16 protein-coding genes and 1 tRNA gene are annotated in these 13,575 nt (G+C 75.6%); 8 read left to right on the forward strand and 9 right to left on the reverse strand.

Annotated elements, in window-relative coordinates; translation table 11 throughout:
* Positions 1–18: 18 nt before the first annotated feature.
* The 5 genes from ACGRHY_RS29310 to ACGRHY_RS29330 all read right to left on the reverse strand — a co-directional run bounded on the left by ACGRHY_RS29310 (position 19) and on the right by ACGRHY_RS29330 (position 2,807).
* Positions 19–267: a hypothetical protein gene (locus tag ACGRHY_RS29310; RefSeq protein WP_394638689.1), complete on the reverse strand. Its 249-nt coding sequence runs from the start codon at positions 265–267 to the stop codon at positions 19–21.
* A gap of 463 nt (positions 268–730) precedes the next feature.
* Positions 731–1,318, reverse strand: a complete 588-nt coding sequence (locus ACGRHY_RS29315) for a hypothetical protein (protein ID WP_394638690.1) — start codon at positions 1,316–1,318, stop codon at positions 731–733.
* A 170-nt stretch (positions 1,319–1,488) separates the two neighbouring features.
* The gene (locus ACGRHY_RS29320) at positions 1,489–2,142 is read right to left on the reverse strand and encodes a hypothetical protein (RefSeq protein WP_394638691.1); all 654 of its coding nucleotides are present in this window, start codon (positions 2,140–2,142) and stop codon (positions 1,489–1,491) included.
* A 49-nt stretch (positions 2,143–2,191) separates the two neighbouring features.
* Positions 2,192–2,491, reverse strand: coding sequence for a hypothetical protein (locus tag ACGRHY_RS29325; protein ID WP_394638692.1), 300 nt, complete (start codon positions 2,489–2,491; stop codon positions 2,192–2,194).
* A gap of 79 nt (positions 2,492–2,570) precedes the next feature.
* Positions 2,571–2,807, reverse strand: coding sequence for a hypothetical protein (locus tag ACGRHY_RS29330; RefSeq protein ID WP_394638693.1), 237 nt, complete (start codon positions 2,805–2,807; stop codon positions 2,571–2,573).
* 521 nt (positions 2,808–3,328) lie between these two features.
* Here ACGRHY_RS29330 and ACGRHY_RS29335 point away from each other — a divergent pair.
* The 4 genes from ACGRHY_RS29335 (at position 3,329) to ACGRHY_RS29350 (ending at position 6,074) form a co-directional block, all read left to right on the forward strand.
* Positions 3,329–4,033, forward strand: a complete 705-nt coding sequence (locus ACGRHY_RS29335) for a hypothetical protein (protein WP_394638694.1) — start codon at positions 3,329–3,331, stop codon at positions 4,031–4,033.
* A gap of 227 nt (positions 4,034–4,260) precedes the next feature.
* Entirely contained in the window at positions 4,261–4,389 is a 129-nt protein-coding gene (locus ACGRHY_RS29340) for a hypothetical protein (RefSeq protein ID WP_394638695.1), read from the forward strand.
* A gap of 166 nt (positions 4,390–4,555) precedes the next feature.
* Positions 4,556–5,293 (forward strand): hypothetical protein, encoded by a 738-nt coding sequence (locus tag ACGRHY_RS29345; RefSeq protein WP_394638696.1) that lies wholly within the window; start codon positions 4,556–4,558, stop codon positions 5,291–5,293.
* A 286-nt stretch (positions 5,294–5,579) separates the two neighbouring features.
* Positions 5,580–6,074 (forward strand): hypothetical protein, encoded by a 495-nt coding sequence (locus tag ACGRHY_RS29350; RefSeq protein ID WP_394638697.1) that lies wholly within the window; start codon positions 5,580–5,582, stop codon positions 6,072–6,074.
* Positions 6,075–6,107: 33 nt separating this feature from the next.
* Here ACGRHY_RS29350 and ACGRHY_RS29355 read toward each other — a convergent pair whose 3' ends face one another.
* Positions 6,108–6,752: a hypothetical protein gene (locus ACGRHY_RS29355; protein ID WP_394638698.1), complete on the reverse strand. Its 645-nt coding sequence runs from the start codon at positions 6,750–6,752 to the stop codon at positions 6,108–6,110.
* A gap of 303 nt (positions 6,753–7,055) precedes the next feature.
* Between ACGRHY_RS29355 and ACGRHY_RS29360 the strand changes: the two genes are divergently transcribed.
* On the forward strand, positions 7,056–7,793 hold the full coding sequence (locus ACGRHY_RS29360) for a hypothetical protein (protein WP_394638699.1): 738 nt from the start codon (positions 7,056–7,058) through the stop codon (positions 7,791–7,793).
* 377 nt (positions 7,794–8,170) lie between these two features.
* On the opposite strand, the gene ACGRHY_RS29365 is transcribed toward ACGRHY_RS29360, so the two are convergent.
* Both ACGRHY_RS29365 and ACGRHY_RS29370 read right to left on the reverse strand, forming a co-directional pair.
* Positions 8,171–8,698, reverse strand: coding sequence for a hypothetical protein (locus ACGRHY_RS29365; protein WP_394638700.1), 528 nt, complete (start codon positions 8,696–8,698; stop codon positions 8,171–8,173).
* A gap of 101 nt (positions 8,699–8,799) precedes the next feature.
* Positions 8,800–9,132, reverse strand: coding sequence for a hypothetical protein (locus ACGRHY_RS29370; RefSeq protein ID WP_394638701.1), 333 nt, complete (start codon positions 9,130–9,132; stop codon positions 8,800–8,802).
* Between the two features lie 556 nt (positions 9,133–9,688).
* Here ACGRHY_RS29370 and ACGRHY_RS29375 point away from each other — a divergent pair.
* Positions 9,689–10,390, forward strand: a complete 702-nt coding sequence (locus tag ACGRHY_RS29375) for a GNAT family N-acetyltransferase (protein WP_394638702.1) — start codon at positions 9,689–9,691, stop codon at positions 10,388–10,390.
* 76 nt (positions 10,391–10,466) lie between these two features.
* On the opposite strand, the gene ACGRHY_RS29380 is transcribed toward ACGRHY_RS29375, so the two are convergent.
* A tRNA-Met gene (locus tag ACGRHY_RS29380) sits at positions 10,467–10,544 on the reverse strand.
* Between the two features lie 198 nt (positions 10,545–10,742).
* Here ACGRHY_RS29380 and ACGRHY_RS29385 point away from each other — a divergent pair.
* Positions 10,743–11,555 carry a competence protein CoiA family protein gene (locus tag ACGRHY_RS29385; RefSeq protein WP_394638703.1) on the forward strand — a complete coding sequence of 271 codons (813 nt, stop codon included), beginning with the start codon at positions 10,743–10,745 and terminating at the stop codon, positions 11,553–11,555.
* A 107-nt stretch (positions 11,556–11,662) separates the two neighbouring features.
* Positions 11,663–12,220 carry a hypothetical protein gene (locus ACGRHY_RS29390; protein ID WP_394638704.1) on the forward strand — a complete coding sequence of 186 codons (558 nt, stop codon included), beginning with the start codon at positions 11,663–11,665 and terminating at the stop codon, positions 12,218–12,220.
* Positions 12,221–13,575 lie beyond the last annotated feature (1,355 nt).

A 13,575-nucleotide genomic window follows, 5' to 3' on the forward strand; every position in this document is an offset into this window, starting at 1 on the left:
GCTCAGCCGGCGGGCGGGTCATCCGCGGCCGCCGGTGAGCGCGCCGAGCAGGCGGCCCGCGCGGCCGGGGACCAGCAGGAGGCAGGCCGCCGCGGCGAGCGCGGTCAGGACGGCGGGGATCGGGCGCTGAAGGACCGCGAGCACGGTCACCGCGGCGATGGCGGCGATGACGACGGCCGCCTCGCTCGTACCCAGGCGCCCGGACGTGGCGGGGACCGGAGCGGCCGGCTGGGCGCCGGCGGATTCGGTGGGCAGGAAAGTGGACATGACGGCGCCTCCATGCGGGTGTCAGCTGCTGGGCGGCCGGGGACCCTGCGGGAGTTCACCCGGCGCGGTGAGCCGATGGTGGCAGCGTCCGCGCCGCGGGCGCGAGCCGATCGGCCCGCACCCCGAAACCGACGTCGACTCCGGCTTCCGCGCAGAGGCGCAGGCCAGGGCCCAGAAGCGAGCAAGGGCTGTCCACGCCGGGCGCCGCGCCCGGACGCCCGCCTCCCGCCCGCGCCCCGCATCGGCCCTCACCGAGAGCAGACACCCCGCCGGCGCCGGGCCCGGCACACCGGACCCCTGGCCTTGCTGGGCCGTCAGTCCGTGAAGGGGCCACAAGGTCCGCGGCCGGCGGTGCGCTCGCCGACCGCGGGCTCCCTGGCACGCCGGTGGCCGATCGCCGACGCGGTCCGTGGCGGCGCGCTCAGGCGGTGTACGTCTGCCTGGCCCGGCCGGGCGCGCGGTGTCAGCCCATGCGGGTGGGCTCGAAGGCGGACCAGGCCCCGCCGGCGGCCTTGTGGGCGCGCAGTGCGTCGGCGACGGCCCGGCCGCGGTCGGTGAGCCGGAAGCGAGCGAAGGGCATCAGCTGCAGCTCGGCCAAGCCGGTGGTGAACCTCGGGCTGGGGTACTCCTGGCCGGCCAGGGGCCGGCCGTCGGGCTTGAGGAAGTAGTCGCCGCCGGCGTCGGGCCGGGGCATCTCGATGGTGATGAGGCCGGCGTCGGCCAGGTCCATCAGGGCGTCGGCCTCGCAGTGGCCGGGCAGCACGCCCGGCGCGCCGTCGGCGCTTCCGCGCAGCCGCAGCGGGTGGGTCTCGCCGGCGTCGTGGCTGTAGTCCCGGTTGGTCCAGGCCCGCGCCGCGTACAGGGAGGGCCAGTTGGTGTGCGACAGGGTCAGGTGGTCCCACCGCAGCAGGCCGTGGTGGTCGACCGTGCGGGTCTCCACGTAGGCGAGCAGGCGCCAGTGGTCCCGGCCCCACCGCTCGGGCGGGACCGGGGTGCGGCCGGCGCGGTCGCGCCAGGTCAGAGCCGAGGCGGTGGGCACGGTGGTGTTCACGGTCGTTTCTCCTTCGGTGGCGGGTGCACGGGGTGTGGCTCTACGCTCCGGCGGCGATGCGGGCGGCGTGCTCGCGGTCGCGCCCGGAGTCCCAGGCGGTGTCGCCGTCGGCCACGTGGCCGGGGCTGGCGAGGATCTCGGCGCAGACGTGGGGGTGTGGCCGCGGCCGGTCAGCGCCAGGGCTCGCGCAGGGCGCCGGACTCGACGCCCTCGTGGGCCTTCTCCTCGGCGTCCTGCCAGGTGGCGGCCTGGACGGTGGCGCTGAAGCGGCCCTGGGTGTCGGAGTAGGCCCAGGGCCGGTCGCAGTGGTCGGCCCGGGGCACGTCGCCGGCGGCGATGCCGGCGACGTCGAGCGAGGGCGTGGCGCCTTCGCGGTTGATGATCCCGAAGACGGTGAACGTCTGCTGCGCCTGCGGCTGTCCGCCGCGGTCCGGGGCGGTCTCGGCGGCGGCCAGGGCCCGGTGGGCGCGGGCGGCGAGCCAGGCGCGGGCGGCGTTCTCCCAGCCGCGGTGGGCGACGAGGCGGGTGAACAGGTCCGGGAAGCCGGCCGGGCCGGCCTGCTCGCTCTCCTGGCCGATCTGGCGGGCGAGTGCGGCCGTCTCGGCGGCCGGGACGCACCGGTGGGGCAGGTCCGGGTCGTAGCCGGTGACGTCGGCGGTGGTGCCGGCGGGGGCGCCGGTGCCGCGGACGACGTGGTCCAGGGCGTGGGCGAACCCGCGGGCGCTCCACCGGTCGGTGAACGGGCCGATGCGGACGGCGGCGTGGCCGGGCTTGGTGACGGTGACGCTGAACCGGCCGTTCGGCGCGGCGGGAGTGCTGGGCATGGGCGGGCCTTCCGGGTGGGCGGGATCGGGGGCGGGGCCGGTGCGGGCGCTACCAGCGGGGGCCGGTGAAGACGACGGCGGGCGCCTCGCCCTCGCGCGGCGCGCAGCCTCCGTACGGCTGCTGGCACAGGCCCCGGCAGTGCCGGCAGTCCGACCTGGGGGAGTGCTCGCACGGCTGGCCGCACGGGTTGCCGCTGCGCTCGCGGACGAGTTCGACCTGGTCGGGCCAGATCCCTCCGTCGACGCCGGGGAAGAACAGCAGGCCGTCCAGCAGGCACGCCACGGGGCGGACCTCCCCCTGGTGCCGGGGGTGCAGGATCCGGACGGTGTCACCGGCCTTGTAGCGCATGGGCGTTCCTCCAGGGGTGAAGTCGGGTGGTGGTCTGGCCCGCCCGGCCGCCGCACCAGTGCGGCGGCCGGGCGGTCGGCTACCGGGGAGCCCTGCCCGCGGCGCTCAGGAGGCTGAGGGCCCCGGCGAAGGCGCTGTAGCGCAGGCCCGTCGGCGAATCGGCGTCGATGGAGCGGAGCAGGTCTGCGAGCAGGGTCGGGTGGTCGGTGCTGTCGAGGTGGGCGACGGCGCGGGCGATCACTGCCAGCCGGTCGGCGGTGACCTGCTCGGGAGTGAGCCGCGGTGCCGGGTGCGGGGTTTCGGTGGTGGTCCGCATGGTGCCTCCTGCCGGCGTGCGCGGGTTGGGCATGGCGCCACCCGGGGCAGGAGTGCCCACCACTCGTAGTGACTCTTAAGACTATACGGGGGCGGGTGCGGGCAGGCAAGCCGTATCGGCCCGGCGTCCGGGTGTCGGTATGGCGCCGCGCGGTGCCGGCTCGCCGGGTGCCGGGGTGCGCAGGGGGTGCGACGGGAGTCGTCCGGCCAGCTCCGCACTGCTTCGCGCCTCCTTCTCGGCGGGGCGCACCGCGAGGAGGGGCGGCGGGGTGGAGCTCGAGGCGGCTCCGCGATGGAGTGCGGGGAGGGGTGACGGCCGCTGGGGGCGGAGCAGTCGGCGCGGTCCGGCCTCGCCGCATCCGGGGCCGCGGTGGCCCGGCGGCCGGCGGGTCGCCCGCATGCCAGGCTGGTGTGCGCCTCCCCTTGGCGAATCTTAAGGCTTGCGATCCCCGTGGCGGTTGTGTATTGTCTTAAGAGTCAAAGCGGTTCGGGTTGCGCGGCAGCCCCGCTGAAAGGACTGGCATGCGCCTCAACGTGACCGTCGCCCCCGACGAGATCAAGCCCGGCAGCAAGTGGATCCTCACCCAGGGCCTGGACACCATCGGCGTGGTGGAGCGGTACGACTGGCCGGCCGGCAGCAGGTTCGCCGGTACCCCGTACGAGCTGTGGACCCCCAGCCGCACCAAGGACGCCCCGGTGCCCCGGTTCGCCACCCTGGAGGAAGCCGCCGCAGCCGCCGACGAGCTCGCCGAGCAGCGTGCCCGCACCAGCACCGTCGGCCCGCACAGGGTCCACCGGGAGACCTACCGCGGCAGCGAGTTCACCGTCACCTTCCACCCGGCCATCGCCAACGACCACTGGCGCCGCCCGTCCTGCCACTCGGCCACCCTGGACGGCCGCTCGGTCAACTGCCCGGCGGGCCCGCTGGAGACCGTCGTCGAGAAGCTGCGCCAGCAGATCGACGTCCGGCGGGCCGACGAGGAACTGCTGCCCAAGCTGCGCCCCCTCATCGACTCCCGCCCGAACGTCCGGGGCCTGCCCGGCTGGGACGACGGCGCCACCCCGAAGGTCGGCGACGCCGCGTACGTCTGGGCGCGCGGGATGTACCGCCGGGGCCTGGTCGTCGCCGTCGCCAGGACCCGCGCCACGGTGGCCTACGCGACCGCCTCCAACCCCGACCGCGTGCACCGCAAGACCGACACGTTCGACGAGCTGGCCGCCGGCTGACCACCACACCGCACCGTGCGCCCGGCCGCCCGACCGGGCCGGGGCGCGCCCCGGGCCTCCCACCGCCCGGCCCACCCTGAAAGGAACCGGATGCCCTACGACCTGCCGGACCGCACCGGCCAAGCCCTCGACCAGACAACGCCGCCGCCGACCGTCGCCCGGGCGGAGCGCGAGCGCTTCCCCCGGCGCTGCAGAACGAGGACTCGGTACCCGGTTGCAGCTGCGGCATGGCCGACTACGGAGCCCCCGGCCACGATGGCGACCCGGCCCGCATGGCCCGGCCGCGCCCGGTACAGGCCGCCGCCGAAGCACGGGACGAGACCCGCGGTCACACCGAGGCCGAGCACCTCGACTGACCCCCGCCCCGCCCCCGAGGGGACGGGGCACCGTCCCTTTCCGAGACTGCCGTGCTGGCCCGGCCCGCCTCGCCGCGCCCCTTGCCCGGCCGGCCCGACCTCTTCTCGGCGCGCCCGGCCCACTCCGCGCCGGCGCGCCCTCCGCACGAACGGGAGACCACAGCCCATGCCCGAGAACACCCCTGCTGAGAACTCCTTCCCGCTGCTCATCGGCGCGCAGGTCGAGGCATACGGCCTCCTGGTCCGTCGGCAGACCTGCACTGAGCTGGCCGCGATGCTCCGCCGCGACGGCCAGACGCTGGCGGCCAACCTGGTAGAGGACGACCGCGACTTCACCGAGCTGTCCCGCTCGCTGTCCGCCGTCCCGCAGGCGGCGAAGCCGGAGCACGCGGCCGGCTGCCGGGCCTTCGACTGCCGGTGCGGCTGCGACCGCGCGCAGGACTGCCAGGACTGCCGCCGGTGCGTGTGCTGGCGCGCGGAGTGCTGCGCCGAGGTGGCCGCACAGGCGGCGCGCCGAGCGGAACGCGCGACGGCGCTGCGCCCGCTCCTCGACGCGTTCGCCCCGCAGGCGCTCACCGAACTCCGGCAGACCGTCGCCGACGCCGAGGAGGCCGCCCTGCGGCGCGCGGTCGCCCGCCGGATGCGCGTCCTCGTGCCGGGCGCCGGCCACCGGTACGCGGTCGCCGTGTTCGAGGCCAGGGACTCGAAGCTGTGCATGGGGCACGCCGACTACAGCGACCAGGACGTGGAGCTGTACGCCCAGGGGCAGGACGATCCGAGCGAGGCCGTCGATCTGGACGACGCCGCGCTGTCCAGCGCGCTCGGCGCGCTCGCCGAGCTGCTCCGCCCGGACGAGGGTGCGCAGCTCACCGTCGGCCTGGAGCAAGCCGCGGACGGCGTCTGACGTGCGCCGGGCCGGACGCGACGAACCGCGCCCGGCCCGCTTGCCCCGCTCCCCGGGGCGTTCCGCCTTCCGTCCGCCGGCGCCTCGGCCCCGGTCGTCACCCTGGCGCTCCTGCAGGCCCCCGCTCCTCCCCGCGGCCGCGTCCAGGCGCGCTCGGCCGGCCCTCCCGGACGACGCGGGCGGGGTGCCCGGCGCGGCGGGGGAGAAGGCCGGATCGCGCCCGGGCTGCCGGCCCGGGCGCGTACGCTCGCTCCGTCACTCCCCGCCCTCGACGAAGGAGCCGCCCGTGGCCGCCGTTTTCGAAGCCACCGGCCACCGCCACGACCACGGCGCCGAGAGCGACTACCGCCGCCGGTTCGCCGCTCCTGACAGCTCCCGGCGGGACCGGCCCGGCCCGGACGACGACGCGCAGCTGGCCGAGCTGTACGACGCGGCCCTCGACAACTGCCGCCCCTGCCAGGAACACCTCATCGACCTCGTCGCCCAGAACACGCATACCACCACCGACCTCGTGAACTGGGCCTGCGTGATCACGGCGGAGACGTACGGCTACCTCCCCGACGCCGTCCTGCACGACGACGACAAGGCCGACCTCTTCCCCGAGCCCTTCCGCCGGCTGGCGCGCACCTACCAGGACCGCTTCATGACCGGCACCGACTACCGGGCGATGCTGCCTTTGTGCTCCTCCATGACCTGCGACCAGCGTCGGCAGGCCGCCGCCGCAGCCGTGGGCCTCGCCGTAGGGCTCGGCGACTTCGGCGTCGACTTCCCCTTCCAGTAGCCGCCGCCCGCCCGCACCGGCCGGCAGCAGGTCTCAGGAACCGAGGGCCGCGGCCCGTCCCAGGCCCCGCGACACTCCCGCCCGCCAGATGGCCCCGGTTGTGACCACTGCCGCCGCCAGGCGCTCGTACTGCGCCAGCGGGCCCACCAGGCGCGCACGGCTCTCCTCGTCCAGTCGGTAGCGCGGCGGGGTGAGGCCGGGGTTCTCATCCCGCCAGGCCCGCAGCGCCTGGATCGCCGGCCACGACGTCCACCAGCACGCCGCCACCGCGCGGGCCGCCAGCGCGGCGTCCAGCCGGGCGGAGATCCGCTCCGGGTAGCCCCCCGGACCGCTGTCCCGGGAGCCGGGCCACCGGCCCTGGTCCCACGCCTCCTCGGGCGCCGGATCCCACGCCCGGTCCCACCCGCGCACCCGCAACTCCTCGCGCACCCCGTACTCCACCAGGGCGTCCCGCACATCCAGCAGCTCCCCGGCCGTCCGCAACCGGCGCACCTCACTGCGCCAAGCCGCCCGTACCGCCGCCGCCTCGGCCCGCGTCAGCCCCCGCGTACGCCACCGGTCTCCCTCCGCCGACAGCCGCGCCGCACGCTGCCGCTCCCTCTCCACGGCGTCGGCCACGCGCTGACGCACGCCCTCCTCCACCGCGATCAACACCGCGTGCGCCGCGCGCTCAACCATGCTCTTCCTGCCGGGCGTTCGTACGTTGCAAGTCTTGCTGAACCCTAGAGCCAACCCCGGGTGCCTCGGGGAGCTGCCGCGGATCCCAAGGACCGATCCGCCGCTCGCCCTCGGCAACTGCCGCCGCTCCTGCCGCACCTGGCTTCCGCTACGATGCCGGCCGGCAGGACGCGCACCGCCGACCGCCGCCGCTGCATCCCGCCCGCGCCGGGACAGCCCAGACGGCCAAGGTCCCCACCCGGGCCCGCGACACCCACCCGCACAGCTGCGGGCAGGCGCGGGGTGCCCGGAGAGAAGACCTCGATGCCACGCAACCAGTCCCGCGCAGGCCAGCGCGCCCGGGCAGCGCAGAAGGCCACGGGCGGCAAGGGCAAGTACACCGAGCTGCTGCGCGCCAAGCTCGGCCCGCGCGGCACCCGCAGGGAGCCCGCCCATGTCGAGCCCGCCCGCCGGCTCGCCGCCTACCTGCGCGCTGATCTCGGCGCCGGCGGGGAGACGGCCGCCCGCCTGGTGGACGAGGCGGTGCACTGGGCACTGAAGGACCGCGAGCTGAAGCACGCCCTGCTCCGGGCGGACGGCGACCTCACCGCCAGCGCGCGTCTTCGCCGCGCGCTGGACGAACACGCCGCCGGCGGGGTCGCCGTGCACGACGCGCCCCTCGTCCAGGCCGTCTGCATGGTGCTGGAGGCGGCCGCCGACGCCGACCAAGAGGCGGGCATCGACCAGGAGGCGGGCGCCGACCTGCTGCGCGCGGCCGCGGACGTCCTGGACAGGCTCGTCGGCGACGGCCACATCTGCAATCCCGCGGTCTACGGGGTGCGGGCCGGCGGATGGCTCACCGAGCCGAGGATGTGGGAACGGATCTACACCACGACCGACCCGGTCGCGGTCGTCGCGGCGGCGGCCCTGCGCACGATGCGGGAGGCCGCCCGCATCCCCGACGAGGACGAGGCAACCGACGCCAAGTGCATGTTCACCCTCCAGGAGGCCGCCCGCTACGCACGTGCCGCCGCCGACCTCGCCGCCCGCCCGGCCGCCTGACACCCGCCCTCTGGCTCGCCGCCCCGTGCCCGGCCCGGGGCGGCACCCGTCTGCGCTCTGGCTCGCCCCGCCGACGAGCCCACCGCCGGCTTCGGCCCGGTGGCCGAGCTGCCCGGTTCCGGTCCGGGCGTCGGCCTGCCAGCTCTGCGGTGCACCAGTGAGCACCACGATGCCGCCGGCCGGCGGGGCGAACCGCCCGTGGCCGACGAGGTGCCGGCGGAGGCGCTGACCGCGCAGGACGAGCCGGGGTCGCGCAGCCGTGCCTGCGCGGCGCCGCGGACGCGCCGGCGGCCTGCCGACCGCGGTCGATGCCTTTCCCGACCCGCTCGCTGGCCCCAGGGGACGGGCCGGGTGCGCCCGGAGCCGGTCCGGGAAGGTCAGGTGGTGGTGAAGACGTAGGTGTGGGTGTGCAGGGTGTGGGCGATGGCGTAGCGGACGTGGACGCGGCCGTGGACGCGGTCCAGGGTGATGCGGGCGGCGCGGTAGCGGCGCGCGGTGCCCTGGAGGGAGGCGCGCACGTCAGCGGGGCGGAGACCCGGGACGGGCGGCAGGGGGCTGCCGGTGGTGCTGCCGAGGAGGGCGCCGAAGCGGTCGAGGGCGCAGCGGTACAGGACGGCGCCGGTGGCCGGCCGGATGTCGAGCAGGCGCAGGGCGTCGAGGGTGTCCAGCCGGCGGCCGGGCAGGGGCTTGTAGGCGTCGGGCCGGGCGGGCGCGAAGACGGCGCGGGGGTCGGTGGCCAGCAGGCCGCGCACGGCCTCGTCGTCGATCCCGGCCGGGGTGTCACCGCCGGGGACGGCCCACTGCCGGCTGTGCCGCAGGCCGCGGTACCAGGCCCGGCCGTCACCGGTGCGGACGACGTCGTGGTCGGCGAAGCGCCAGACGGCAGGGGCGGAGGCGGACGTCACGTGTACTCCTGGGACGACGGGGGCGGGGTGGGGCGGGCCGCTGCGCCGGGCCTCCACGGGGCCGCTCCTGCGCGTCCGGAGCGGCCCCGTGGAGGCGGCGCTCACGCTCCGGCCGAGGGGGCCGGAGCGCGGGCGGGAAGGGGGACGGGGTTGGCCATCGGGTCGTCGAGCTGGGCGTACCAGTCCTCGTCGTCGGAGAAGATCGTGCCGCACCCGGCGGTGCAGATGAGCTGGCCGGGCTTGAGGTGCTTCTGGGCCTCGTGCGCGGGCGGGTTGAGGTAGCCGAGGGCGGAGCCGTGGTTGCAGTACCCGCGGTCGCGTACGGCGTGCCAGGCGTCGGCCTCGGCGTTCATCTGCGCCATCTCCAGGTCGACGTCCAGGCGCTCGGCGTAGATGGCTTCGAGTTCGTCGCTGCTGTTCTCGTCGGTGTACATCGGGGCCCCTCCCGGTGGTCGTCATCCCGCCGTCTTGACTCTTAAGACTATACGGTTAGGGTGACGTGGATGCAAGCCTTAAGAGTCGCTGCGGTTGCGCTTCGGATGCCGGGCCCTCCTGAGGCGGCGACGGCACGGCGGACCCGCGCGCGTCGAGGCCGGGCTGCGCCGTTCATCTCGCGGGCCTCGGTGAGGAGCCCGCCGACCGCGTGCTCGCCCACCTGAGCGCGGCTGCGGAGGAGGCCTTCCGCGTGCCTGCGCCGGACAGGCGGATCATCGCAGTCGGTGCGCCGGCGCCGAAGGCCTGCGGCGTACGCCCGCAGACCAGCGTCCCCGGGGCCAACAGCCCCGCGCCCGCACCCGACCGACCAGGGCCCCGAAGGGACCCGGCCCCACCCCCACGGCCCCGACAGGAGGCTGAGCCCTCGCCGGCCAACAGCCGGCCTCCTCTTCGAGGTGTCGGTCTGCTGCTCACCGCCGCGCGAGGGCCCCGCCCAGCGCCGGCCGGACAGCCATCAGCCGTTGCCCTGGCCGGGGTTGGGGGAGCATGAGGGACATGGGACGAGCCTCTCGACGACGTGCAGAACGCCGCAACGCACCGCAGGCGGCACCGGAGCCCGATGCCGCCCCCGGCGTCGTGGTGCTGGAGCGGTATCTCATCCGCCCGGCCACCCAGGACGATGACCCCGAGGTGATGCGCGCGCTGCTGGAACAGGTGGACTTCATGGACACGGCGATGCCCGAGGAGATCGTCGACCGGATGCGCACCGGCTGGCGCCTGCCGCCCCAGTACGGCACCGCGACCCTGCTGCTCGCCCAGGAACACCCGGCGGGACAGATCGTCGGCCTCGCCCACGCGATCCCGCCAGTGCAGTGGCTGATGGAAGCCGGCCTGGGCCACCAGCTGTGCCTGAGGCTGTCGAGGTCGCTCGTCGAACTGGAAGCGGTGTCGGTGGCCAGCAGCGCCCGCGGCCAGGGGCTGGGGCACCGGCTCGTCGACGAACTGGTCCGCTCCTACACCCGGCAGGGCTACGAGGCGATGCTCGGCGGCATCCACACCCACAAACCGCACCTGGCGCCGTACTACGAGGCCGGCGCCTTTCACGTCCTGCCTCCCGGGGCCCCGCTCGACCTGCAGCTGCCCATCGGCCGGCTCCGGTATCCGGCGAATGCGTCGATGCGGCATCTGGCGCGCCCGCTTGTCCCGCGGGTGTCGTACGGGGCCGGTGTGCTGCGGGGGCTGCTCACCGGCCGCTGACGGGCGGCCCGTGCATACAGGGAACGCGGAAACGACTCCGGCCCCTTTGACGTGGACCGTCGGAGGGGCCGGATGCTGGTAGCGGGGGCGGGATTTGAACCACGCGACCTCTGGGTTATGAGCCCAGCGAGCTACCGAGCTGCTCCACCCCGCGTCGGTCTGACCAGGGTACGGGATGCCGGCAGCCCGGGCGGGGATTTCGCGCTGCCCGCGCGGCAACGGGGCCCAGGCTGACGCGAGAGCCTCGTTCTCGTCGTCTCACGGTTCGCGGGCCGGCGCACATCGACTTTGCCGCTCCTGTGCCTGCACGCTGGAGGGATACCTGCGGCCGATCAGCGAAGGGGAGCAGCCGATGCCACTGACCGCGCGCCTGCACGGACACGGGACGCTCGACGCGACTCTCGACGATCTGGGCCGCAGCCTGGCCTGGGAGGCCGTGCACCGGGTCCGGCCGCGCCCTGCTCTGGCCTGCGCCCAGTGCGGTGGACCGATGCACGCGAAGGTGTCCGGGCGCGGCGGGCGGTTCTTCGCGCACGACCGCCGCTCCCCGGCCTGCACCGCCGCCGGAGAGACGGAAGAGCACCGGAGCCTCAAGCGGGCGCTGGCCGCTGCTGCGCGCAAGGCCGGCCACCGGGCGGAGCTGGAGGCCGGCGCCGCGCACGGCGGATGGCGGGCCGACGTGCTCGTGACCGCCGCGGGAGGCCGGCGGACCGCTCTGGAGGCGCAGCTGTCCTCCGCGCCCCTCGACGACGTCCTCGCGCGCACCCGCCGCTACCAGGACGACGGGGTCGGCGTGGTCTGGTTCACACACCGCGCCGCGCGCTGGCTCGGTCACGTGCCCGCCGCACGCCTGTACCCTCCCGCGGCGCCTGACAGACCGTGGAGCCGTCTGCATCCGCTCGTGAGCCGCTTCAGCGTCGTGTCCTGCGGGGAAGTCTGCGACCCGAGCCCTCCCTGGCACAGCCCCGTCCACGCCGGCTGGGACCGCGGCGAGGAACGGGCCCTGACGGAGTTCATCGCCGATGCCCTCAACGGCCGCCTCGTCCCCAGAACGACCACCACCGCCCTAGGCACCTATTACGACGGCTGGGCCGCCCCCGAGGACGTCAAGGCGGCTGACGACCACGCCGTGTCGAGCCAGGTCGCACCGCCCGCACCCGCATGAGGCGCGCCGGCCCCGCCGCGCCGAAGAAGCCGAGGCGGCGCCGACCGGCGGCGTAGGCAGCCGAGGACCCGCCGGCGGTCTCGGACGCCGATCTCGCTGCGGCCCGCGTGCTGTCCGCCCACGGCGCCTGCGACCGGCTCGGCCGGCTGGTGCCGCTGCTCCTGGCCGGCGCCGCGGCCCGCCGCCCCCGGGAACGCAGTGGTGCTCGACGCGCCGGTCGCACCCACCAGGCCCCCACCCAGCCGCGGAAGGCGCACGCCCACCCGACGGCCGTCTCCCGGCCTGCGGCGGCCGAGCTGGACACGGCCGGCATGGTGGCACTGACCGCCGCCCAGGCCCACCCACCCACCGCAGGGGACTTCACGAACGAGGCCGAGCAGACTGCCCTGCGTCTCGCCCGCCACCCGCACCCCGCCGACCGACTGCCCCAGCTGTCCACCGGCCAGTGCGCGCTATCCCGGGCCGAAACCCACCGCCTCCTCGGCGACGTCGACACCACCCTCGCCGCTCGCCTGGCCCCCGTACCCTGCCGGCAGCCGAGCGCCGCGCCCAGACGCGCCTGGTGGAGCTCGCCGCGCCCGGCGAGGCCCGGCGCCCCCCGGTGCGCGCTGACCGCCTGGATCGCCGAGGACCGGCCCGCTGCCCCCCGGCCCGCCGCCGTATGACGGCGCTCGCTCGCCTCCAGGCCCCGCCCGCAGCACCGACTCCCGCCCCACAGCGGCCCGTTGAGGCGGGAAGACCAGCGGGGAACCCGAGAAACCCGGCGCGCCCGAGACCGTTCCCGCGAGTCGGACCGTCGTATATTGCAATCCTCGATGCCGCCCTGACAGCCCGCCAGCCAGCCCCGGCACACTTCCACGCGCCACCGCGTACGCGCCCCAGCCCTAGACCGCCCTTCGCACGCCCCGAAGACGCAGGTCGCACAGCTTCTCACGCCGGACACATCGAGATCCCACCCGATAAAGCCCGAAGCCAATTCACAGGAAAAGGAATTCTAGCAAGCCCAGAAAAGGACTACCAAGAAGTGTGGTAACCGAGTTCGGGAGCAAGGAAGAAGGCTTTCACGGTCCCGGGGAGCGTCCCGTCCGCTGCAGCCTCTCGCCCCGGTCGGCGGACCCTACGGACGCGGTCGCCGCGGACCCGGGCAGTCGCCGCTGCGCTCCGGTCGCCCTCGGGCTCGTCCACTGCCCCCGGCTCGCCCTTCTCGTCGCACAGGGTGGCACCCGTACGGCGATCGGTGCAGTGCGGACTGCGTTGACCCAGGCCTCCACGAAGGCCTGGGCGGTGGCGTGCTAGCGCCAGGCCCGGCGAACAGGCTGTGGGCGTGCTCGGCGAGGCGCCGGTGCGGGGGAGCGAGGTAGGAGGCCAACGCATGCGGGACGTCGGAGGGGTTGATCGGCAGCAGGACCATCCGCTGGAGCAGCACGGCCAGGCCGGTGTCCTCGCCAGCCGTCCGCCAGGCGGCGAGAGCAGGGGTGCCCGGGCAGCAGCAGCCCGTACATCAGGTGCAGGCCCCGACACCAGTGAGGAACTGCGCCCCCGCGCGCGGGACTGGGCCATCTCCTGCTCGCTGGCCGCGGCCAGGAAGTCGAGCAGGCCCCCGGCAGATTCCGGCATCGGAACGCCGAACGCACCCTCCTGTCCTGCCTGCTGGGCGGCCACGGAGACCTGCGACCCGTCCAGCCCGGGCAGGAGGACGGCGAGAGCCTCGGCCAGCAGCGAGCCGCCGACCTCGCCGGCTCCCGTCCCGGCCGCTGCGGCCAGGTGGACGGCCGCGCGCTGCCACACGGCGCCCTCGCCTCGCCCTTCAACACCTGGCGCACCCGCCGCCGTACGCGCCTGCGCCAGCACGTGGTACGCACCGGAGGTGACCATGGCCCACAGCAAGGCCTCCCGAACCGCCGGCCACGGCGGCTCCGGCATCGCCGCTACACCGGGCACAGGCCCACGTCCGGCCTCGGCGTACCAGGCGACCACCGGCCACCGGCAGAACGCCGCCCCTGCGGGCGACGAGCCAGCC

The organism is Streptomyces shinuiensis (assembly GCF_043660855.1).
GTDB lineage: Bacteria > Actinomycetota > Actinomycetes > Streptomycetales > Streptomycetaceae > Streptomyces.